Source organism: Streptomyces sp. NPDC001027 (assembly GCF_040299045.1).
In the GTDB taxonomy this organism is placed as follows: Bacteria; Actinomycetota; Actinomycetes; order Streptomycetales; family Streptomycetaceae; genus Streptomyces.
In genome coordinates this window covers 1-21658 of record NZ_JBEPBI010000134.1, presented here as the reverse complement: position 1 = coordinate 21658, position 21658 = coordinate 1, and the positions used below count along the sequence as shown (strand labels likewise).

The 21658-nt window shown below is 73.4% G+C and carries 15 protein-coding genes and 1 pseudogene; 4 read left to right on the top strand and 12 right to left on the bottom strand.

Going from position 1 to position 21658, the window contains the following annotated elements; genetic code table 11:
• The 4 genes and pseudogenes from ABT300_RS28760 to ABT300_RS28745 form a co-directional block, all read right to left on the bottom strand.
• Positions 1-241: pseudogene (locus ABT300_RS28760) on the bottom strand (hypothetical protein); the annotation flags it as partial.
• Positions 238-561 carry a hypothetical protein gene (locus tag ABT300_RS28755; RefSeq protein WP_351681544.1) on the bottom strand — a complete coding sequence of 108 codons (324 nt, stop codon included), beginning with the start codon at positions 559-561 and terminating at the stop codon, positions 238-240. The gene ABT300_RS28755 and the pseudogene ABT300_RS28760, both read right to left, overlap by 4 nt.
• Positions 558-1781, bottom strand: a complete 1224-nt coding sequence (locus ABT300_RS28750) for a Pvc16 family protein (RefSeq protein WP_351681541.1) — start codon at positions 1779-1781, stop codon at positions 558-560. Before ABT300_RS28750 ends, ABT300_RS28755 begins: the two co-directional genes overlap by 4 nt.
• The gene (locus ABT300_RS28745) at positions 1778-1900 is read right to left on the bottom strand and encodes a hypothetical protein (RefSeq protein WP_351681538.1); all 123 of its coding nucleotides are present in this window, start codon (positions 1898-1900) and stop codon (positions 1778-1780) included. Before ABT300_RS28745 ends, ABT300_RS28750 begins: the two co-directional genes overlap by 4 nt.
• Positions 1901-3215: 1315 nt before the next feature.
• Between ABT300_RS28745 and ABT300_RS28740 the strand changes: the two genes are divergently transcribed.
• Complete coding sequence (locus ABT300_RS28740; protein WP_351681536.1) at positions 3216-3449, top strand: hypothetical protein; 234 nt, start codon at positions 3216-3218, stop codon at positions 3447-3449.
• Between the two features lie 790 nt (positions 3450-4239).
• Here ABT300_RS28740 and ABT300_RS28735 read toward each other — a convergent pair.
• The 4 genes from ABT300_RS28735 to ABT300_RS28720 all read right to left on the bottom strand — a co-directional run bounded on the left by ABT300_RS28735 (position 4240) and on the right by ABT300_RS28720 (position 9618).
• Positions 4240-4977 carry a hypothetical protein gene (locus ABT300_RS28735; RefSeq protein ID WP_351681533.1) on the bottom strand — a complete coding sequence of 246 codons (738 nt, stop codon included), beginning with the start codon at positions 4975-4977 and terminating at the stop codon, positions 4240-4242.
• Between the two features lie 4 nt (positions 4978-4981).
• Positions 4982-5503 carry a phage tail protein gene (locus ABT300_RS28730; protein WP_351681530.1) on the bottom strand — a complete coding sequence of 174 codons (522 nt, stop codon included), beginning with the start codon at positions 5501-5503 and terminating at the stop codon, positions 4982-4984.
• 11 nt (positions 5504-5514) lie between these two features.
• Positions 5515-7323 carry a phage tail sheath family protein gene (locus tag ABT300_RS28725; RefSeq protein WP_351681526.1) on the bottom strand — a complete coding sequence of 603 codons (1809 nt, stop codon included), beginning with the start codon at positions 7321-7323 and terminating at the stop codon, positions 5515-5517.
• A gap of 228 nt (positions 7324-7551) precedes the next feature.
• Positions 7552-9618, bottom strand: a complete 2067-nt coding sequence (locus ABT300_RS28720; protein WP_351681523.1) for a SpoIIE family protein phosphatase — start codon at positions 9616-9618, stop codon at positions 7552-7554.
• Between the two features lie 226 nt (positions 9619-9844).
• Here ABT300_RS28720 and ABT300_RS28715 point away from each other — a divergent pair, with 226 nt between their 5' ends.
• Positions 9845-12307 (top strand): SpoIIE family protein phosphatase, encoded by a 2463-nt coding sequence (locus ABT300_RS28715; RefSeq protein ID WP_351681520.1) that lies wholly within the window; start codon positions 9845-9847, stop codon positions 12305-12307.
• Positions 12308-12451: 144 nt separating this feature from the next.
• Here the strand turns inward: ABT300_RS28715 and ABT300_RS28710 are convergent, their stop codons facing one another.
• Both ABT300_RS28710 and ABT300_RS28705 read right to left on the bottom strand, forming a co-directional pair.
• Positions 12452-13393, bottom strand: coding sequence for a hypothetical protein (locus ABT300_RS28710; protein ID WP_351681517.1), 942 nt, complete (start codon positions 13391-13393; stop codon positions 12452-12454).
• Between the two features lie 163 nt (positions 13394-13556).
• A complete protein-coding gene (locus tag ABT300_RS28705; RefSeq protein ID WP_351681514.1) occupies positions 13557-14753 on the bottom strand; it encodes an FUSC family protein in 1197 nt (398 codons plus the stop codon).
• Between the two features lie 208 nt (positions 14754-14961).
• On the opposite strand from ABT300_RS28705, the gene ABT300_RS28700 reads away from it, so the two are divergent.
• Positions 14962-16125 carry a hypothetical protein gene (locus ABT300_RS28700; RefSeq protein ID WP_351681512.1) on the top strand — a complete coding sequence of 388 codons (1164 nt, stop codon included), beginning with the start codon at positions 14962-14964 and terminating at the stop codon, positions 16123-16125.
• A gap of 172 nt (positions 16126-16297) precedes the next feature.
• Here ABT300_RS28700 and ABT300_RS28695 read toward each other — a convergent pair whose 3' ends face one another.
• Together ABT300_RS28695 and ABT300_RS28690 are read right to left on the bottom strand one after the other, a co-directional pair.
• Positions 16298-17062, bottom strand: coding sequence for a FadR/GntR family transcriptional regulator (locus ABT300_RS28695; RefSeq protein WP_351681510.1), 765 nt, complete (start codon positions 17060-17062; stop codon positions 16298-16300).
• A 217-nt stretch (positions 17063-17279) separates the two neighbouring features.
• On the bottom strand, positions 17280-18161 hold the full coding sequence (locus ABT300_RS28690; protein WP_351681507.1) for an amidohydrolase family protein: 882 nt from the start codon (positions 18159-18161) through the stop codon (positions 17280-17282).
• 636 nt (positions 18162-18797) lie between these two features.
• Between ABT300_RS28690 and ABT300_RS28685 the strand changes: the two genes are divergently transcribed.
• Complete coding sequence (locus ABT300_RS28685) at positions 18798-21029, top strand: alpha-L-fucosidase (protein WP_351681505.1); 2232 nt, start codon at positions 18798-18800, stop codon at positions 21027-21029.
• Positions 21030-21658: the final 629 nt, after the last annotated feature.

Genomic DNA, 21658 nt, shown 5'->3' with positions numbered 1-21658 from the left:
CGCCGGCCGGGGCCGGCCGGTCCGTGGCGTCGAACTCCGCGTCGATGCGGAACGTCTCGCGGGGCGGACCCTGCAGGCGCAGCGCCTCCAGCCGGTCCCCGGCGTCGGCCCCGATGCCCCGCGGCTGGAGCGTGCGGGTGACGCCGTCGGGGTTGTACTGGAACGGCACGACCCGCAGCACCCGGCCCTGTTCGGGGTCGAGGAAGACGAAACCGCCCCGCCGCGGCGCCGGCCCGGTCATGAGGCGCCCGCCCGCGGCCTCGGCCGGTCCGGCCTCGCCTGCTCCTCGGCGGTCATGGCCCGGTGGACCGCCCGGGCGACGACCCGGGCGAGGACCGCGAGGTGGGCGTCGGCGGCCCTGGCCGGCCGGGGCGCGCCGCCGTGCTCCCGACCGCTGCCGTGCTCCCGACCGCTGCCGTGCTCCCGACCGTCGCCGGGGGAGCGGCTGAGCAGTGCGGAGAGCTCAGCCTCGACCGCGGCGCACAGCGCGGCTCGTGACACCTCGTGGGGCGAGTCCAGCACCAGCCGGCCGATGCGCACGTCCACCCGGGTCGTCGTCATGTGATCACCACCGCCGCGTCGGCGTCGAACCGCTCGGCCTGTGCGTCGGCGAGCGGGCTGTCCACGCCGTCGACGCGCAGCCGCAGCGGATACCGTCCCGGCAGGCCGCCGGCCAGGCGGAACCGCAGCTTGCGCGTGGCCCGCGTGAACGGCTCCGCGGGCACCGGCAGGTCCGCCACGAGGAGCTCCGCCCGCTGACCGGGGTGGACGGCGGGAGCGCACTCCACCGACAGGACCGTCGCCCCTTTCGCGGCCCGTGCGACGGACAGCGGCAGGGCCCCGCCGAGGCGCGGGGCGATGCGCAAGGCGACGGGGGCGGTGGTCCGGGCGTCGCCGTCGGGCGAGGAGAGCACGACCACCGCGGACCAGCGGCCCGCGGCGAGCTCCTCGTCCAGGGTGACGCGGACGGCGGCCCTCCCCTCGGCCCGTGCCGGCAGCACCACCGGCCCGCCGAGCAGCGGATGGGTCAGCCGGACCGTCGCCTCACCCGAGCCGAGGCCGCTGCCGCTCAGCACGACGTCGCCCCCGGGCGACGCGACGGCGGGCAGGACGGAGCGCAGGACCGGCCACGGGTCCGCGGGGGTCGGCGCGGCCTGCGGGCCCAGGCCGGCGGATCCGCGGCGCAGCACGGGCAGCGGGGTCCGGCCCGGCGCCGAACTGTCGAGGAGCACCACTCGCGCCTCGTACGCCACGGACAGCCGGTAGCCGTGGCCGAGCGCCGTCCACAGCCGCCACATCTCGTCGGCCGGCATCGCCGCCGGAGTGAGCCGCACCGGCTCCGGCTGTCGGTGCAGATCGCTGAAGTCCGCGGCAGCCCGGACGGCGTCGGCGTGCAGTACGGGCTGATCGTGCAGCGCGGACATGGCGGCGCCGAGGAGCCGCTCGGGCAGGGTGGAGTCGGCGTCCCGGGGCGCGTATCCGGTGAACAGGTAGTGCAGGACTAGGGGAAGCGCCGGGGGCCGGGTCTCACCGGGACGCGTCCCCGGCGGGTCGGTGTTCCGCCAGGCGGCGTCGACGCTGGTGCGGTAGAGGAACACGTTGAGGGTCGGCGCCCGCCCGCCGGCCTCGTCGCCGGCGTTGTCGGCGGTGTCGTCGGCGAGTACCGGCGCAGCGGGGTGACGCACCGTCACCACAGCGTCGGGCGCGGCGCGACGGACCGCCGTCTGCAGGGCTGCCCGCAGCGTCTCCGTCACCGCGGCGACGGCCAGCGCGTCGCTCATGACCGCCTCCCGAGGTACTCCTCGAGGCTCGTCCGCGACTGCCGCCGCGCGGCGGGCGCGTCGTCGGCGGGCTGCGGAGCCGTGGAGCGGATCACCAGGCGGTCGATGGCGACGCGCACGACGACCTCGTCGGCGGGCCTCGACGGGCCGGACGGCTTCGCGTTCCCCGCAGTGCCACGGACGGCGGAGGAGGCGAGACGCGCGGTCGCGGCCGACGCCGGCGGCAGCGACGCCGACGGTGACGGCGGCGCAGGCGGTGACGGCGGTGACGGCGGCTCCGTGGGACGTGTATGCGTCCGGGGGGCGGCCGTGCGGGGGCGTGCGCCGGCCTGCGGCCCTGCGGGCGACGGGGGCGTCCGGACCGGGGAGGGGGCCGCGAGTGGTGAAGGAGCTTCGGGTGGTGAGGGGGCCCCGGGTCGTGAGGAGGTCGGAGGGACGGCGGTGTCATGGTGCGCGGGCGGGGAGGACGGTTCGGGAGACCGGAACGAAGTCGAGGGCGAGGGCGGAGGCGGTGACAGAGGCGGCGAAGCCGGGGGCCGGCTCGCGAGGGGCGCGGGCGGGAGAGCCGCCGACGGGTGGGGAGCCGAGGCGACGGCCGTCGCCTCGTGCGTCGTCGGCCGCACGGGGGCCTCGGCCGACGGCGGTGCGGTGCGTGCCGGTGGGCTGGAAGGCGGGGGGTACGGCAGGGCGGAGCGCTCGGCTGCGGCATCCCGCCCGGCGAAGCGCGTCGTCGCGGGGGGCGGCGTCGAGGCATCGGACGGGCGAGGCGGTGAACCCGGCGTGCGGGACGGCGGGTTCTGGCCGCGGCGGGGCGGCTGTGACGACTTGGACGGCGCCGACGGGGTTGACGGCGGCCACTCGGCCGGGGGTCGCGGCCGAGTGGCCGGGCGGCTCTCCGAGGGAGCGTCCTCGGCCTTCGAAGCCGGTGACGGCGTGTTCGGGGTGGCGGAGACGTCGACAGCGTCGGCGTCAGCGGTGGCGGCGGGAGGGATCGGCTTGCGCTGCGAGGCGCGCTCGACCGGCGGCGGCGAGGGCGGCCTGGGCTGCGGGCCGTTCGTCGGCCGGGGCGTCCGCGGTGCGGTGGGGCGGGTCCCTACGGGGTCATCCGAGCGGGGGAGCGGGCCGGGCCTGTGCCGTGCGGTGCGCTCAGGGGTGAGGGACGAAGTCCGGCCCCCGTGCCGGAGGTTCGCAGCCTCGGTCGGGGACGACTGGGCGAGGGGCGTCGTGGGCGCGGGGGGCGGCATGTGCGGCGGCGCGTCCTCAGCGGAGCCCCTGGTGTCGCCGGCGGAGCGTCCGGCGTCGGCGGGTGTCCCGGACGGTGTCGGAGCGCCCGTCGGGGCGGGCGGGGCAGCGGGAGAGGGCTCAGCCGGTGCGTCCGAACGGTGGGGGGTGAGGTTCCGGGACTGGTCATACTCCGACGGGGCCGCCGCAGGCTTGGCGTCGCGGAGCACCACGGGGCTGGCCGCCGCAGGTGACGCCGCCGGTTCCCGGGGGCAGGCGGGGCGGGCGGGGCGCGCCGTCGACTTCTCGGCCGGCGCCCGCGTCGCCGCGCCGGAGTCTGCGGGGACCGTCGCCGCGGGGGCGTGGCGCGAGGGCTCGTTCCGCGGCGGTGCGCTCGCCGCCCGGCCGTCCGGGCCGGAGTGGGCGATCGACGCGGTGCGCCGCTGATCCGTGTCGAGGCGGGACGAGGCCAACTGCTCGGCACGGGGCGGGAGTTCCGCCGCGGAGCCCTGGACGTGCGGGACGAGACGGTCACCGGCCGAGGGCGGGCCGCCGGTCGTCGTCGGAGAGGTGGGGGACGCCTGGGATGGCGACGGCGGGGGCATGGTCGCCGCGCCGGGATCACCGGACGCAGCGGGATCAGCGGACGCGCCGGGCGGCTCACGATCCCCCGACGGCCCGGGCGCACCGATCAGTTCAGCCGAACGGGGAGTCCCCGCAGTAGGAGAAAGCCCAGCCGGGAAGGACTCGGCCACTGGCGAGAGCCCGGCCGCAAGGGAGGTTTCAGCCGTAGAGGGCAGCCCAGCCGCAGGGGGAAGCTCAGCCGCAGGGGAGGACTCAGTCGCAACCGGCGGCTCCGGCGCACCGAACACGACTGACGTGCCGGAGGTGCCAGAGGTGGCAGAGGTGGCAGAGGTGCCGGAGGTGGCAGAGGTGCCAGAGGTGCCGGAGGTGCCGGAGGTGGCAGAGGTGCCAGAGGTGCCAGAGGTGCCAGAGGTGCCAGAGGTGCCGAGCGGAGCACGCCCGACAGGGGCACCAGTCGGAGTACGCACGACGGAGGCGCCGGACGGAGCACGCTCGACGGAGGCGCCTGCCCCCTGTCCGCGCCCCTGCATCGCCGTCTGCCCGTCCTCCTGGCTTCCGCCGGGCAGTCGCGGCGCCCCCGGGTCGAACACGTTCGGCGTCAGAGGCCTGAGCCGCGGTCCCGGCGCACCCAGGATCCGGTCCACGAAGTCGTTCATCCGGCGCTCGCCTCCAGATAGAACCGCCTCCGCTGCGGACTGATCGCCAGCACGTCGGCCTCCGACCAGCCGTAGGCCCGCGCCAGCGTGTGCACCTCGTGCATCAACCGGTGCGCGTAGCCGCATACTTCGGCCCACAGGTGATCGGCGACGTCCAGCGCCGCCTCCCATCGGCAGGCGCACTGCGGGCAGGTCAGCGCGAGCACGGTGTCGGCGCCCGGATCGAGCCGCGCCAGCCGTCCGGCGACCTGTTCGAGGATCTCGTCGGGCATGTCGTCCACGGGCGGCGGGCTGACGTCCACGACGCACCGGCGCAGCAGCGTGCGGCGCGCCCGGGGTGCGGCGGGGTCGACCGCGCGGACGTCCCCGCCGGTGAGGGCGCGGAAGGTGACTGTCACTCCGCCCGTCGTCAGGGTCGCCGTCACCGGGGCAGGGCCCTCGGCCCCGTGCTCCGCCGCGCTCTGCGACGGGGGCCGCAGTTCCGTCGCCGCCACGGTGACGTCGAGGCTGTCGCCGCATGCGGGACACTCCGCCGTGCAGGGCAGCAGGTCGCCGAACGCGGCGCGACGCAGCTCCAGCAGCAGCCGGTTGAGGGTGCTGAGAGGCAGGTCCGCGACGTCCTCACCGTCCGGGGCGGCCAGCGAGGCGAGCAGCAGGGAGCGGGCCGCGGCTGTGCAGCCCAGCCCGCCCTCCCACACCTCGAGCACGTTCGCCTCCGTCAGTCGGTGGGTCACGCGGTCACCCGGCGGTGTCGCTGAACTGCGACTCCTGCGGCGCGTTGGTATGCTCCCGCACCCAGCCGTGGTGCTCCACCTTGATGTGCTCGAAGGCGACGGCGTTCGACCCGGCGTCGAGTTCGGGCAGGCCCTGGTACTCGGAGACCCAGGCCTCGTGGACGGAGTACGACAGGACCTGTTGGCCGCCCTCGTCGAAGACGTCGATGACGAGGTCCCGCCGGAAGTCCTTCTGGGAGGTCTCCAGACCGCCCGCCGAGTTCTTCAGACTCCAGACGCGGTTCGCCCATTCCTCGAAGGCGGTGTCCACCGTGCACCCCCGTTCGAGGGTGATGGCCTCGTACTCGGTGCGGCCGGGCAGCTTGCGGCTGGTGCCCGGGTCGCCCCCGTCGCGGTGACGGATGACCTCCGTCGTCCGCTTGAGTCCGCTGACCTTGCTGATTCCCGCGATGTAGGCGGTCTCCCCGCTGAACTTCACGCGGAAGCGGAAGTTCTTGAAGGGGTCCCGGCGCGTGACTTCCGGCATCCGTCGTCCTCCTAGACCTGGATCTGACCGGCGAGCTGCTGGATGTGCACGATCACGAACTCGGCGGGTTTGAGCGGGGCGAAGCCCACGTGGATGTTGACGATGCCGCGGTCGATGTCGTTCTGCGGGTTGGTGTCCTTGTCGCACTTGACCAGGTAGGCCTCCTGAGGAGTGCGGCCCTGGAAGGCGCCCGCGCGGAACAGGGAGTTCATGAACGCGCCGACGTTCAGCCGTACCGACGCCCACAGCGGTTCGTCGTTCGGCTCGAACACCACCCACTGGGTGCCCCGGAACAGGCTCTCCTCGATGAACAGCGCCAGCCGGCGCACCGGCAGGTACTTCCATTCGTCCGCGAGCCGGTCGGCCCCGCGCAGGGTGCGCGCTCCCCAGGCCACCAGACCGGCCGCCGGCAGCCGGCGCAGGCAGTTGACGCCGACCGGGTTCAGCCGGCCGATCTCCAGATCGGTGAGCGGCACTTCGAGGTCGCTGACGCCGGTCAGGGAGGCGTCGGTGCCGGCCGGAGCCTTCCAGACCCCGCGCTGGACATCGGTGCGTGCCAGCACGCCGGCCATGACGCCGCAGGGCGGGAACGCACGCACCACCCCCGGCAGCAGTGGGTCGGGCGCGATGACGCGGGGGTAGTACACGGCGGCGTTCTTGTCGGACTCGTCGCCCTGGACCTCCGTCAGTTTCAGCAGGACGTCGTCCAGGGAGCCCGTCCAGCTCGGGGGCGGGTCGACCAGGAGGACGGCCCGCCGCTCGACGCACAGTCGCAGGGCCTTGGCCCGCAGACTGAGTGCCGGGGGGTTCATCGAACCGAGGTCCGGCAGGCACAGAATGTTGAAGATGTCGGTCTTCAGCAGTTGGTGGAGACCGGTCTTCGCCGCCGCGTTGCCGAGGTAGGCGTCCTCCGGGGGAAGGGCCGTGTCCGTCCCGGAGTCGGCGGCGGTCTGCGCCGGGGCGTAGCAGCACGGGGTGCCGTTCGGGAGTGTGGCCGTGAAGGGGTTGGTGTCCTTGCCCTCCGGGTCCGGGTCCGGGCTGGGCTGGGGCGCCGTGTGGGCTCCCTCGCCGTCCTCGGCGCGCACCAGCCGCGACGACTTCAGCACGTTGCCGAGACTGCGCGGACTGTCCTGCTCCACACTGACGTTGAGGTACCGCTCCTCGGCGCCGGTCTCCATGTCACGGACCGTCAGGTTGAAGAGCTTGCGCTGCGGAGCAGGCGTGTCCTTGGGCTCCAAGGTGTCGTGATCGACGCGCGCACGCAGATGCAGACCCCACTGTCCGGGCGAGGCCGCGACGAGGACCGGGGGAGCGGCCGAGGGCGTTGCGCTCGACCGCCCGGCGGCAGTGCTCTTGGCGGCTGAGGTGTCGCCTCCGCCGCGCGTCTTCTTCTTGTCGTCGGCGGAGTCCTCGCCTGTCGAGGCGCCCTCGCCCCCCTCGGAGTCCGCGGCCGAGGCGGTTGACGCCGAGGAGGGTGACGCAGACGGCGTCGGCTGGGCCGGTCCCTTGCCGGGGGAACCGGTCCCGAGCGGCAGGCGGACGGGTTTCGCGTCGGGCTTCACCACCCTGACGATCTCGGCCTCGCTGCCGCCGTTCAGGTAGAACTGGTAGACGGCGTAGCTCATCGGGCAGTTGGGCTGCAGTCCGCCGAAGGCCGCCTCGTAGTCGGCCCAGCCGGTGATGTGCACGGGCCGGTCGGCCGGTCCGCGGGGTGCGTATCCGACGAAGGCGGCCACCGAGGTCGCCACCCCGGTGATGGTTCTGACGGCGCTCTTGACCTCGTCGATGTAGACACCCGGGTAGGTGACGTTCACCGGCATGCCGGCCCCTTTCTCCATCCTGGACGCGCCTGTCCCGGATGCCGGGCAGTGCGGGCGGGCCTGGGGGCCGCGGGCGTCGACCTGGAAGGACGCTGGTCGTGATCCGGATTAACCGTATACGCACATATGGTGACAATGCGCTTCGAAGGGCCCCGTACTGCGTCGAACAGGTGAGTGCGGTGAGTACGGGTGAGGGACCGAAGTCCCGTTGTCGATGTGCCGAGTCCGCTACCTGGCCCGGGCCACCAGCAGTGCCACGTCGTCGTGGTCGTCGGGATGGCGCAGGCCGTACAGCAGGAGGTCGCAGATCTCCTCGAGCGGCCGGTGCGGCTCGTCCAGGAAGCCGACCAGCACCGCCAGACGGTCGTCGATCGGGTGCTGCCGCGTCTCGACGAGGCCGTCCGTGTAGAGGACCAGGAGGTCGCCGGAGCCGAGCGTCGTCGTGGTGGTCTCGAAGGGGACGCCGCCGACGCCGAGCGGGGCCCCCGACGGCAGGTCGAGCAGCGTCGCCGGACGGCCGGGCCCGGCCAGCGCGGGCGGCATGTGGCCCGCGTTGGCGATCCGGCACTGCCCCGTGCGGGGGTCGTACACGGCGTACAGGCAGGTCACGATGTAGTGCTCCAGATCGCAGGTGATCTTGTCCAGGTGCTGGAGCACGGCGCCGGGTTCGAGGTCGAGGTCCGCGTAGGCGCAGGTCGCGGTCCGCAGCCGGCCCATGGTGGCCGCCGCGTCGATGCCGTTGCCCATGACGTCCCCGACGACCAGCGCGGTCTTGTCGTCGGCCAGCGGGATGACGTCGTACCAGTCGCCGCCGACCTCGCTGGTGGCCTGCGCCGGCTGGTAACGGGAGGCGAGGTCGAGGCCCAAGTGGTGGGGCGGATGCTCCGGCAGCAGGCTCCGCTGCAGGGTGAGCGCGGTGTTGCGCACGCTCTCGAACCAGCGGGCGTTGTCGATGGCCACGGCCGCCCGGCCGGCCAGCTCGACGGCGAGGAGCACGTCGTCCTCGTCGAACGGGAGCGGGTTGCGGGTGCGCTTGAGGTCGAGGGCGCCGAGCACCTCGCCGTGGGCGATCAACGGCACGGCGAGATACGAGTGCACCCCGGCGCGGGCCAGCAGGGAGCCGGCCTCGGCGTCCCGGGCGATCCGCGGCAGGTCCTGGTCGCCGACGTGGCTCACGAGTACCGGCCGGCCGGTGTGCACGCACAGGGTGACCAGCTGGTCGCCCTGGTAGGCGGCGACGTCGCCCGGCGGGTCGGCGGCCCGCAGCGCCACGGTGGGATGCGCCGCCTTGAGCGCGAGGGCGCGGAAGAGCTCGGGCCCGTCGTCCGGCCGGCGGGCGCGGCGGCAGGCCAGCGCGGAGTCCAGGACGTCCACCGCGACCACGTCGGCGAGCTGCGGCACCGCGACCTCGGCCAGCTCACGGGCGGTCTGCTCCACCTCCAGCGTGGTGCCGACCCGCGTGGAGGCCTCGGCGATGAGGGCGAGGCGGCGGCGCGCCCGGTCGGCCTCCGCGGCCACCCGGTGCCGTTCGGTGACGTCGACGACCGAGGCGGCCGCGCCCAGCACCCGGCCGCCCGGGTCTTCCAGCCGGTAGAACGACAGCGACCAGGCGTGCTCGTGATCGGGGTCGGTCCGCGGTCGGCCCACGTGGTACTGGTCGAGCAGCGGCGTGCCGGTGGTCAGCACCTGCCGCAGCGCGGACTCGATGGTCTCGACGTCGGGCAGCGGCAGCGTCTCCCGTAGACGCCGGCCCACGTGGTCCTCGGCCGGGACGCCGTCGATGCGCTCGAGCGCGGGGTTGACCAGCAGGTAGCGCAGGTCCGGGTCCAGCAGCGCCAGCCCGATGGGGGACTGGTTGATCAGCCGCTCGCACAGGGCCAGGTCGGTCTCGACGCGCTGCAGCAGTTCGTGGTCCGCGGCGATGCCGAGGGCGTAGACGTCCCCGAGATCGTCCTGGAGCCGCATGTTGCGGAACTCCATGAGACGGCTGCTGCCGTCCTTGTGCCGGATGGGGAAGGCGCCCGCCCAGCTCCGGCCGGTCTCCAGCACTTCCGTGAACAGTCTCACCACGGACTGCAGGTGCTCGGGGTGGATGAACAGCCGCGCCGCGTACTTCCCGAGGGCCTCCTGCGCGGTGTAGCCGAACAGCTCCTCCGCCTGCGGCGTCCAGAACACGATGCGTCCCTCGGCGTCGACGACCATCGCGGAGACGCTCAGCACGTCCAGCAGACCGGTCGGCGGCGGCGCCTCCCGGGCGTACTCGGTCCCGTCGGACCGGATGGGTTCGGCTGTCATCGCGGAGCCTCCTCCCGCACCTCCATGCTGCGCCTCATCGGGCGCACCCGGTAGCGGGGCCCCGTCGCGCACCCGGCGCGTGCGGGCTGCGCGCGGCGGGGCGGGGCCGCGCGGTGCGCCGCCGCCGGGCCGATGCGGGGCGCGCCGTGCGCCGTCGGCGGGTCGCGGCGGCGCCGTGCGCATCGGCCCGACAAGCAGCACCATGGTCCTGTAGAGGACGGCACTCATGGATCCAGCGCGAGAAGTCTCCGAGGCCCCGACGCCCGCGGGACCACGCGATCTCCTCGACGCGTCCACCGACGCGGCGGCGGTCGTGACCGCGGACGGCGTCGTGCTCGCCTGGACGCGAGGCGCGCAGGCGCTGCTCGGCCACCCCGCGTTCGAGGTCGTCGGCCGACCGGCGGCCGCGCTGGTGGCGATGCCGCGCGACCCGGCGCGGGTGGCGGCGGTCGCGGCCCGCTGCCGCGCCGGAAGGGGATGGAGCGGCCAGCTCACGGCACGGCACCGCGACGGGCACTCCGTCGACGTCGCGCTGCGCGTCTCGGCGTCCTTCCGGATCGGCCCGGACGAGTGCTTTCTGCTGTCGGCACGCGAGCAGAGCCGCCAGTGGACGGTGGGCCAGTCCGTCCTCGACGGGTTCCTCGTCCGCTCCCCGGTCGGGATGGCGGTGCTGGACCTGGAGCTGCGCTACGTGTGGCTGAACGACACGCTGGAACGCCTCGGCGGCGTGCCCCGCGAACAGCGCCTGGGACGACGGCTCAGCGAGCTGCTGCCCGGCCTCCAGGCGGACTCCATCGAGGGCCTCATGCGCAAGGTCCTCAGGACCGGCGCCCCGGTCAACGACTACGAGTACCTCGGGTGGAGCTGGGCCGATCCGCACCGCCGGCGCGCCTACTCCACGTCCTTCTTCCCGCTGGTCGGCTCCGACGACTCGGTGACCGGGGTCTGCTACATGGTGCAGGACGTCACCGAGCGGTGGACCGCCCGCCGGCTGCTGGCGCTGGTCAACGAGGCCTGGGCGCGCGTCGGCACGACCCTCGACGTCATGCGCACCGCCCAGGAGCTCGCCGACTTCGCCGTCCCGCGGTTCGCGGACTTCGTCATCGTCGACCTGCTGGAGCCGGTCCTCAGCACCGAGGGACACGGCGCGTGGCTCACCGACGCCGGTCCCGCCCCGGCCCGGCCGGGGATGCGCCGGGCCGGCCTGAGCTCGGTGCGCGAGGGCTGCCCCGAGGCCGTGGCCCGGGTGGGGGAGCGGGTGGACTTCCTGCCGCCGCCGCACGACGCGAAGCTGCTCATCGACGGCGAGCCGATCCTGCTTCCCGTCCTGGACCCCACCGACGAACTGTGGCTCGCCGAACAGCCCGAGAGGACGGCGACGATCCGCCGGTACGGGCTGCACTCCCTGATCTCCGTGCCGATGCGGGCGCGCGACACCGCACTCGGCCTCGCCACGTTCGTCCGCTCGCTCAACCCCGTCTCGTTCGGCCCGGACGACGTCCTGCTGGCCCGGGAGCTGGTGGCCCGGGCGGCGCTGTGCGTCGACAACGCCCGCCGGTACACCCGGGAGCACACGGCGGCCGTCACCCTGCAGCGCAGTCTGCTGCCGCACGCACTGGCGGGCGGAACGGCGCTGGAGGTGGCCTCCTGCTATCAGCCCGCGGACCCCGCGGACGGCGTGGGCGGCGACTGGTTCGACGTGATCCCGCTGTCCGGGGCGCGGGTGGGGCTCGCCGTCGGCGACGTGGTGGGGCACGGCATCGCGGCGGCGGCGGCCATGGGCCGGCTGCGCACCGCCGTGCAGACCCTCGCCGACATGGAGATGCCGCCGGACGAGCTGCTCGCCCACCTCGACGACCTCGTGCTCCGGCTGAGCACGGAGCGCGCCGACGACCTCACGGCCCAGCAGAGCGCCACCGCCTTCCTCGGCGCGACCTGCCTGTACGCCGTCTACGACCCGGTCACCCGGCGGTTCACGATGGCCCGGGCAGGGCATCCGCCGCCCGTCGTCGTCACCCCCGAGGGCCGGGTGTCCTTCCCGGAGCCGCCCGCCGGGCCTCCGCTGGGACTCGGCGGGATGGCCTTCGAGGCAGCCGAGATCACCCTTCCCGAGAACAGCCTGGTCGGCCTCTACACCGACGGCCTCGTCCAGGGAGCCGAGCACGACATGGAAGTGGGCATGCTCCGGCTCGGCGAGGTGCTGGCCCGGCCCGACGCCGGCCTGGACACGCTCTGCACCTCGGCGGTCCGCCGGCTGGTTCCGACCCCGCAGTCCGACGACGTCGCCCTGCTGCTGGCACGCACCCACGCCCTGCGGGCCGAGCACGTCGTCTCCTGGGAGGTGCCCGCCGACCCGGCCGCCGTCTCCGCGGTCCGCGCCCGGGCCACCCGGCAGGTGGAGGACTGGGGCCTGCCGGAGCTGGCCATGACGTCCGAGCTCATCGTGAGCGAGCTGGTCACAAACGCCGTGCGGTACGCGACCCCGCCCATCCGGCTGCGGCTTCTCCGCGACGCCCGTCTGACCTGCGAGGTCACCGACGCCAGCAGCACGGCCCCACGGCTCAAGCACGCCCGGATCACGGACGAGGGAGGGCGCGGCCTCTTCCTGGTGGCCCAGCTCGCCCATCGCTGGGGCACCCGGTACACGGCCGACGGAAAGGTCATCTGGGCGGAGCAGGAGATCCCCTGACACGGCGTCGACGACCGGCGACGCGCCCCCTGACACGGCGTCGACGACCGGCGACGCGCCCCCTGACGCGGCGTAGACGACCGCGACGCGCCCCCCGACGCGGCGAGCGCGACGGACCCCCCCCCGAGGCGGGGGTGCACCCCGTCAGCCCAGCGCGCGGTCGCGCCAGTACTGGAAGTCACGGGCCGCCTCGGGGGCGAGGTTCCAGGGGTGCGGCGTCATTCGGCGTCCCAGACGGCGGAACACCGGGCCCGCGTCCTCGGTCCGCCTCATCCTCGTCAGGGCGAACGCGAGCAGGTTGAGGTCGGCGAGCGCCTCGGCGTGCGGTGCGGCGGCCGTGCGGAACCAGTGCGCCAGGGCGTGGTCCGCCTCCACGCCCGCCTGCCGTTCGTACCAGTGCCCGTCGGCCGCGAACGCGGTGGTGACGTCCCCGGACGTCCGGTGGGAGACCAGTTCGACCCGGGCCGCGAGGGGCAGCAGGGCCACCGGCGACCCGTACGGGGCCTGGCTCGCGCACCGCTCCGCGAAGTCGAGCAGCTCCATGAGCGTCCCGTGGCCGCGGGGCGACAGATGGTCCAGCATCCGGTGACAGGCGGTTCGGTTCCACGGATCCCGGGCGACCGCCTCGGTCCACACCGGGAAGACCGAGCGCGTCGGGGAACCGTACGCCGTCATCAGCGACAGCAGGGCGAGCCACGGCGTGGGGTCCTCGGGTGCGGCCTGCGCCGCGCGCATGCAGTCGGCGTACCGCTCCCGCGGGTCCGCCCGCCTGTCTTCGCCTGCCTGGGCGACCCGCACACAGGCCCGGACGACCAGCGCGTCGGGATCTCGCGGGCGGTCCTTGAACCAGCGGTCGGCCACCACCGGCGGGAGCGCCCGGGCGAGCACCTGCACGCGGTGCACCCGGCGGTCCCAGTCGCGGCCCGTCGTCCGCAGCAGTTCGGCGGCGGTCGTCCACGGCGGACGGCTCGCTCCGGCGGCGAGGCCGTGCATCTGCGGCGAGTGGCGCAGCTCGGCGAGGACGCGGTGCAGGGGCAGGTCGTCGAGCTCGGGGCCCGTGACCACGGGCGTTCGGCGTCGCAGCATGGCCGTCCGGGGGAGGTGAGGAGGAACCGTCGGACAAGAGTTGCCCACACGCTCAGGGTGGTTGACACAGCCGGGGTGACACAGACGCGTTGACACGATCACTCCGCTCCCGCTCCCGTGCACGAGCGCCTGCGTTCGCCGCGGCTCCCGTCCGCCGCGGCGGTCAGTCCTGGACGAGCTGATCGGCCAGTCGGTGGGCCTGGGCCAGCAGCGTCCCGTACGTCAGCAGCGCGTCGGGGTCGTCCCGCACGGCGCCCGGAAGCCGTCGGCGGAACGCGTCGAGGGCGCGGTGCAGATCCTCCACGGCCGCGCGGAGCTCGTCGTCCGCGGCGGCGTCCTGGCCGGCCGGCGCGAAGCGCGCGCTGCCGTAGAGCCGGACGGCGTGGGCCGTGCGGTGCAGGAAGTCCGCGTACGGACCTGCGATCTCCGCGGCCGGCTGAGCGGCCTTGCTGCCGTGGTCCACGGCCTCCCACACCGTCCGGGTCACCCCGGCGGTGTGCACGGCGATGTAGTCGAGCACGACCAGAGCGTCGGCGTACGTCTTGTCGGGCTGCGCCGCGGCGTACAGACGCCGCCCGCGCGGGTTGCCCCGCATGCTCTCCTTGCCGCGGCCGATCGCCGACCGCGCCTGGTCGACCAGGCGGTCCAGCCGCAGGGCGCGTGCATGCCACTCGGCGGCCGCACGGTCGTCCCACTCGCCGTCGGCCAGTCCGTCCGCCATCGCGTCGAGGATCTCCTGCGCCTCGCGGACCGCGTCCTCCAGCGCGGAGCGGGTGTCGCGCAGATAGAGCGGCGGCCGGACCAGCACGTTGACCGCGACGCCGACCGCCGCGCCGAACACCGCCTCCGCTACCCGGGCCGCCGACGAGGCGATCGTGACCTGGCCGCCGGTCAGCACGAAGAGCGCGCCGGTGGCTGCGTACACGCCCTGACTGCCCAGACGATGCCACTGCCCGAGGAGCAGCGCCGCCGGCAGGACCAGGGCCATCGTGACCATCGTGCCGTCCAGCAGCAACGCCACCGCCGTGGCCACCACGGTGCCCGCCGCGATCGCCGCGAGCTGCTGCAGACCGTGCGCCACCGACCGGTACACCGTCGCCTCCACCAGCACGACCGCCACCCACGGCGCCACGAACGCCATCGGGGCCGCGAGCCACCAGCCCGCCACCGCCCAGGCCGCCCAGGCGGCCAGCGCCGCCTTGCCGGCCTGCGCCACGAGATCCCGTTCACGGCCCGGCTCGGCCCACGCCCGTCGTGCGGTCCGCACGACGTTCCCGCCGCTCAGCCGGACCGCCCGCACCAGTCGGACGGGCCATGCCGTCCACGTCGCCCCCGTCGTCGTCCCGTGAGTGCACTCCATGGCACATCAAGTGCCACACCAGGCCCGCAACGCACCTACCGTGCGCGACCTCACAGCGAAGTGCCCGGGATTCCCGGTGCCGTGCCGTCACCCGGGCTCTGTCAACCGGTCAACGCCCGACCGTGATCCTTATGTGATCAGTGCGGCGTAGTCTCCAGCCGACCGCAGGACTCGGCTCGCGGGCGCTCGACCAGTACGGGGGACACACATGACACATCGGCGTGCGGCGATACCGGCGCTCATCGGCGGGGCGGTGCTCACGGCGCTGCTGTGGTGGGCCGGGGCGAGCAGCGAGGCCCTGCACCTGCAGGGCGCCGCCGACGCGCTCGGCGGCCGGGTCGTCGCCGAACTCCAGCAGTGGCTCGCCCCCTGGTCGTACGACCCGCCGACGTCGGTCCGGTTCGGCGAGGGCGCGCTCGGCGAGGTCGGTGACCCGGCCGGCGGCGACGCCACCCGCTATCTCTCGCTGTACGAGACGGCGTTGCAGATCCGGTTCGCCGCGGTCTTCGCCTTCTTCGTGCCGGGGGCGATGCTCCTGGTCCGCAGGCTGCCGCCGGTCGGCGGCCGGCTGCCCGCCGCGCTGCTCGCGCTGTGGGGATGGGGCGTCGTGGCGGGGACCCTGGCGGTGACCGTCTCCGCGCCGTGGCTGATCGCCTCGCGAGGGCGCGGCAGCTACCGCCTCCTCCCGCAGCTGGCGGGCGTCATCTCCTCGGGACGGCAGATGCTGGTGGTGACCGCGCTGCTCGCGTCGCTGGCCACGGTGCTCGCCGCCCGGGTGATCGCCAGGGGCGAGGAGCCGCTGCCGCGCCAGGCTGTCGCGCCGCGCGCGGCCCGGCTGGCCGCCACCGTGGGGACTGCGGTGATCGCCCTGTCCCTGGTGGTCCTCTCGTACGAGTCGGTCGCCGCCGAGCTGCAGACGTCGTTCTCGGGCAGCGGGCTGCTCTCCGAACCGGGTGACCTGCTCCGCCAGTGGCTGCTCCTCGGCGCCTGGTCCGCTCCGGCGGGGGTGTCGTTCGGGGACTGGCTCCTGTACCGGGCCACGGACGTCCTGTTGCTGGCGCTGGTGTGGACGGCGCTGCGGCGGCTGCCCGCCATGCTCACGCGGGTGACGGTCCCGGCGATGGCGACGGCCACGGTGTGCGTGACCGTGCTCGGACTCCTGGCGAGTCAGCTGCTACGGGTGGCCCTGGACGGGTCGACCCTGAAATGGGACCTGATGTACCTGTCCGCGGGCATCGGAGACGGCGTTCCGGCGGCCCTCGTCTGGGGCGTGACGGCGGGAGCCGCGGCCACCGTGACCCTGCGGGCGGCCGGCGGACGCGGGCCGGCCGCGGACGCGCCGGCCGCCGAACCGGAGCCCGCCCGGCCGTAGAGCCGACGCCGGCGAGGGGCCCGGAAGCCGCCCGGCGGGGCCGCAGGGCCATGTGCCGGCGGCCGCGACCGCCCCGACTCCCCCACCCCCGCTCCCGCACCCCGAGCGCCCGCATCCCGCCCGCCCGCACCCGGAGCGCCCGCATCCCGCCCGCTCGTACGCCGACCGCCCGTCAAGCTGCGCCGACGGCGGGTCGACCGGAGACCGCGGGAGTGCGGGCGGGGGAGTCGCCGGCGTGGGCGAGCAGGTCCCCGGACTCGAGGTGCCGGCGCAGCCACCGTTCGGTGCTGGTCACGTGCAGCAGCGCCGCCGCCTGACTGAGCGCGGCGTCCCGGCCGGCCAGCGCCTCGTAGATCGCCTCGTGCTCCGTGAGCGTCCGGCCGGCGGCCCGGGTGTCGACCAGACCCCGCCAGACGCGGGCGCGCAGCGTGCGTCCGGAGACGCCCTCCAGAAGGGCGAGCAGGGACTCGTTCCCGGTGGCCGCGACGACCGCGCGATGGAACGCGGCGTCGTGCGCGTTGAGCCGCTCCACGTCGTCCCGGGCGTCTCGCATGGCGTCCAGATGCCGTTTCACCTGGGCCAGCTGCTCGTCCGAGATGCGCAGGGCGGCCAGTGCGGTGGCGACGGGTTCGAGCAGCCGCCGCACCTCCATCAGGTCCAGCAGCGCGGCCGAGTCGCCCTGCAGCAGTTCCACGGCCCCGCCGACGCTCTCCAGCAGCACACTCGCCTGGAGACTGCCGACGTACGTGCCGTCGCCCCGCTTCACCTCCAGCACGCGGGCGACCGCCAGGGCCTTGACCGCCTCGCGTGCCAGGTTGCGGGAGAGCCCCAGCTGGGACGCCAGCTCCGCTTCCGGGGGCAGCTTCGAGCCCGGGGGCAGCACGCCCGTCCGGATCAGCTCACGGATCTGCTCGATGGCCTTGTCGGTCAGGGACAACGCGACCCCTCTCCTCGTGCGCGCCGCCCGGGGGCGCCCGGTCCGGTCGGGCCCGGGGCCCGAGACTCGCCCCGGAGGTCTCCGGGGACGTGACGGCCGAGCAGCCCGCCGTCGTGCGCGACCCGGTCCGGACTCGGCGCGCCGAGGGCGACGGCGACGACATCGGGGCGGGCGCGGCGGGAGGCGACCGCTGCGGCGTCCGCCGCGGACGGAGCGGTCATCGGGGCCGCAGCCGGTAGAACTCGGTCGCGGCGCCGGTGAGGATCGCCCGGGTCTCCGCCCCGGAGCAGTCCTGCAGCAGCTCCTCGACGGTGGCGGCCCAGGCGTTCCAGCCGCCGGCGAGGTCGCAGACCGGCCAGTCGGAGCCGAACATGAGCCGACCCGGGCCGAAGGCGGAGAGCAGCACGTCCCACACGGGACGGATGTCTTTGATGTCCCACTTCTCCGGGTCGGCCTCGGTGACCAGGCCCGACACCTTGCACCGAACCTGCGGATGTCGGGCCAGCAGGCGGAGCTGCCGTTCCCAGTCGCTCAGGTCGCCGTCGGCGATCGGCGGCTTGCCCGCGTGGTCGAGGACCAGCGGCAGGCCGGGGACGCGCTCGGCGAGCAGGATCGCCTGGGGCAGCTGGTGGGCGCGGATCAGCACGTCGTAGCCGAGTCCGCGGTCGCGTATCGCGCGCAGCCCCGACTCCACGACGGGTCGTTGCAGCCACGCGGGGTCCGGCTCGCCCTGGACGAGGTGGCGCACGGCCCGCAGGTAGGAGCCGCCGGGTCCGGCGCGCAGCGTGTCGACGATGTCGTCGATGGCGAGGGAGGTCAGATCCACCCAGCCGACGACGCCGCCGATCAGCGGTTCCCGCTCGGCCAGGGCCAACAGCTCGCGCGTCTCCGGCAGGGACGCCACGCACTGGACGACCACGGTCTGCTCCAGGGGGCGGCCCGCGATCGTGCGGGTCGCGTTCGTGCGCAGGTCGCCGATGTCGAAGGTGCGACGTATCGGCTCGTGACCCGGGTCGTCCAGCCAGGGCTGGGGCCTCCGGTCGAGATTCCACACATGATGGTGGGCGTCGACGAGCCCGGAGTGCGCGCGGTCAGACACGGGCCGCGCCCGGTCCGTCGGAGTGGACGATCATGACAGCAACTCCTGTGCAAATCAGGGAGACCAGAGCCGCTCACGAGTCACGCGACGTCGGCGGACGACGGAGTCATCGGAGGTCTGGTGTGCGGCGACTGTAGACGTCACCGGTCGGGTCGGCGATGGAGACATGGGGTGTATGAGGAGTCGACCGGGTCCAATACTGTCCGGTAACAGCCCGTCTGTCGGGTGCTGGGCGAGTGTACCCGGGACTTCCCCGCTGTGTGTCACCCCGGTCGTGGGCGATCGCGCGAGGCGCCCGGAGTCGGCGCTGTCGTGTCGCAGGCTTTCCCCGAGCCTGGCGTCCAGGCGTCCAAGAGCATGAAGGGGCAGTTCAGGAGGCATGTGGAGGGGCAGTGGGCGAGCGTCGCGCCCCCTCTTCCGCTGTGCATCGTGCCGCATGCCACAGGAATCCTGTCCATGAACTCTTGTCATCGCCGGTGACGTCGCCGTAACGTCCTCGCAGCTCGGGAAACATCCCAGCAATCGAGGGCCTCGAACGGCGATTCCGCTCCCCGACGCCGGACACCCACGCCGGAGCCCAGCTCCCGCGATCTCCCCGCCACCGCTCACCACATCAGTTGCACCGGAGGTCTCGCCATGGCGAGAGCGATCAACAGACGGCAGTTCCTGGCCGGCACCACCGCCGTCGCGGCGGCCGCGGTCGCGGGCGGCGTGTTCGGCTCAGGCCGCGCCTTCGCCGCACCGTCCACCTACACGCCCACCTGGGGCTCGGTGAACCAGCACCCGGCGTCCCCCGACTGGTTCCAGGACGCCAAGTTCGGGATCTACTTCCACTGGGGCGTCTTCAGCGTCCCGGCGTACGACAGCGAGTGGTACCCGCGCAACATGTACTTCAACGGCAGCAACGTGAACAACCACCACGTCGCCACCTACGGCACCACGACCGCATGGCCGTACCACAACTTCATCAACGGGGCGAACGACAAGGCGGGCAACTTCACCAAGTTCGCGCCGAAGCTGAAGTCCGCCGGCGGCAACTTCGACCCCGACGAGTGGGCACAGCTGTTCCTGGACGCCGGAGCGAAGTTCGCCGGGCCGGTCGCCGAGCACCACGACGGCTTCTCGATGTGGGACAGCCAGGTCAACGAGTGGAACTCGGTCGACAAGGGTCCGCAGCTCAACCTGCTGCAGCTGTTCACCGACGCCGTCCGCGCGAAGAACCTCAAACTGCTGGTGTCGATGCACCACGCCTACAACTACCTCGGCTACTTCCAGGCCGTCCCGACGCAGTCCGACCCCAGCCTGAAGAAGCTCTACGGGCAGCTGGACAAGGCCACGGAGGACCAGCTCTGGTACGACAAGCTCAAGGAAGTCATCGACCTGGCCCAGCCGGACATCATCTACCAGGACGTCCACCTGGACCAGATCGCCGAGACGCAGCTGCTGAACTTCCTCTCCTACTACTACAACCAGGCCAACTCCTGGGGTCGCGAGGTCATCGCCACCTACAAGGACGCCTTCAACAGCCACGGCGAGGTCTTCGACTACGAGCGCGGCGGCCCGGCCGACGTCACCTCGCCCTACTGGCTGACCGACGACAGCGTGTCCAGCACGAGCTGGTGCTACACCGAGGGCATCGGCTACTACACGTCGCAGCTGCTGCTCCACGCGATGATGGACCGGATCAGCAAGAACGGCACCGTCCTGCTCAACATCGCGCCGAAGGCGGACGGCACCATCCCCCAGGGGCAGCGGGACATCCTGCTGGGCATCGGCGACTACCTGAAGCGCTTCGGCGAGTCGGTGTACTCGACCCGGGCCTGGACCGCCTACGGGGAGGGGCCGACGAAGATGGGCGGCGGCACCTTCATGAACCCGAGCGCCGGCACCGCTCAGGACATCCGCTTCACCCGGAACAAGGCGAACACCGTCCTGTACGCCACGGTGCTCGGCTATCCCGGCAGCTCGCTGACCATCAAGACGCTCGGCTCCGGACGCATCAACCTGGGCTCGCTGAGCTCGGTGCAGTTGCTGGACAGCACCGCCGGCGCCTACATCAACCTCCCGAACCGCACCCAGGACGCGTCGGGGCTCCAGGTGACCCTGCCGTCGTCGGCGCCGTTCTCCGCGCCCATGTACGTGCTGAAGCTCACCTTCGCCGGCCAGATCCCCACGCTGCAGCCGGTCGACGGCGCGCTGGTCTTCGCGGACGTCAACTACAGCGGCGCCTCCGCCGCGCTCGGCCTGGGCGACTACACCGCCGACCAGTTGGACCTGCACGGGATGCCCGCGCTGAGCATCTCCTCACTGAAGCTCGCCCCCGGCCAGCAGATCGTCGCCTATTCCGGCGACAACTTCACCGGCACCCAGTGGATCTTCACCGCCGACAACGCCGACCTGCGGGTCACCGGCCAGAACGACAAGATCACCTCGCTGAAGGTGCAGTTCAACCCGGCCACTTACCTCAAGATCATCAACTACACCGACGGCCTGGCCCTGGACAGCGGCGGCAACGTCGCCGGCGGCTCCGCCCTCAAGCAGTGGCACTACTACGACAACGCCAACCTCCAGTGGCAGGCGGTCGAGGTCGGAGGCGGCTACTACAAGCTGGTCAACCGGACCAACGGCATGGTCGCCGACAGCTGGGGCGCCACCAACAACGGCGCCACCTGCAAGCAGTTGGCCTGGAACGGCCACACCAACCAGCAGTGGAAGATCACGCACCGCGGCGGCGGCCAGTACAACATCGTCAACCGCACCACGGGCAAGCTCCTGGACGGCGGCGGCAACGTCGCCGAGGGCTCCGTCACCAAGATGTGGGACTGGGGCAACAGCACCAACATGCAGTGGACCGTCAGCCCCGTCTGACCCACTCCCGGGACCCCCTACCCCGGTGCGGCGCTCGAACCGGGCCCGCACCGGGCCCCGCCGGCCCGCACCGGGCCGTGACGCATGGATGCGCCCGCCGGGCGGAAAAGCCCCTTGCGCTCCTGTTGCGCAACCGTTTTTTCCTGCGCCGTCGGCAGCGCACGCACCGCCCCGCCCAACTCCACTGAACTGCACCGACGTACGCCCCAAGATACTCGTGCGTACGTCTTGACTCACACTTCCCGCCTTTCTACCTTTCCACACAGAAAAACGTTTTCTCATCCGAGCCCGGCAGCCGGCGAACACGTCCGCGTCGTCACCGAGGGCTCCGGCCCGCGCCGGGTCACGCGAACAGGCAGAACCCCGACGCAGCCGGCCGTGCACCACGGCTACGACCGGATCGCGCGGGCCGAGCGGCTCGAAGACGCGTGTCCGGCCCGCTCCGAAGACAGACGACCCGACCACAAGTGAACAGGGATGCTCCCATGAACATGAGACAACCGCTGCGCAGGCTGAGCGCGCAGGCCGTGGCGCTGACGTTGGCCGTCACGGGCGGTGTGGCGGCCCTGGCCGCGGCGCCCGCGCAGGCCGCGAGCGGCACGATCGGCGTGACCCTGACGACGTCCGAC

Excerpts from the sequence above, each read along its gene's own strand:
- ABT300_RS28755 (WP_351681544.1), bottom strand. The coding sequence starts at position 561 with ATGACGACGACCCGGGTGGACGTGCGCATCGGCCGGCTGGTGCTGGAC.
- ABT300_RS28750 (WP_351681541.1), bottom strand. The coding sequence starts at position 1,781 with ATGAGCGACGCGCTGGCCGTCGCCGCGGTGACGGAGACGCTGCGGGCA.
- ABT300_RS28730 (WP_351681530.1), bottom strand. The coding sequence starts at position 5,503 with ATGCCGGAAGTCACGCGCCGGGACCCCTTCAAGAACTTCCGCTTCCGC.
- ABT300_RS28725 (WP_351681526.1), bottom strand. The coding sequence starts at position 7,323 with ATGCCGGTGAACGTCACCTACCCGGGTGTCTACATCGACGAGGTCAAG.
- ABT300_RS28720 (WP_351681523.1), bottom strand. The coding sequence starts at position 9,618 with ATGACAGCCGAACCCATCCGGTCCGACGGGACCGAGTACGCCCGGGAG.
- ABT300_RS28715 (WP_351681520.1), top strand. The coding sequence starts at position 9,845 with ATGGATCCAGCGCGAGAAGTCTCCGAGGCCCCGACGCCCGCGGGACCA.
- ABT300_RS28710 (WP_351681517.1), bottom strand. The coding sequence starts at position 13,393 with ATGCTGCGACGCCGAACGCCCGTGGTCACGGGCCCCGAGCTCGACGAC.
- ABT300_RS28705 (WP_351681514.1), bottom strand. The coding sequence starts at position 14,753 with ATGGAGTGCACTCACGGGACGACGACGGGGGCGACGTGGACGGCATGG.
- ABT300_RS28700 (WP_351681512.1), top strand. The coding sequence starts at position 14,962 with ATGACACATCGGCGTGCGGCGATACCGGCGCTCATCGGCGGGGCGGTG.
- ABT300_RS28685 (WP_351681505.1), top strand. The coding sequence starts at position 18,798 with ATGGCGAGAGCGATCAACAGACGGCAGTTCCTGGCCGGCACCACCGCC.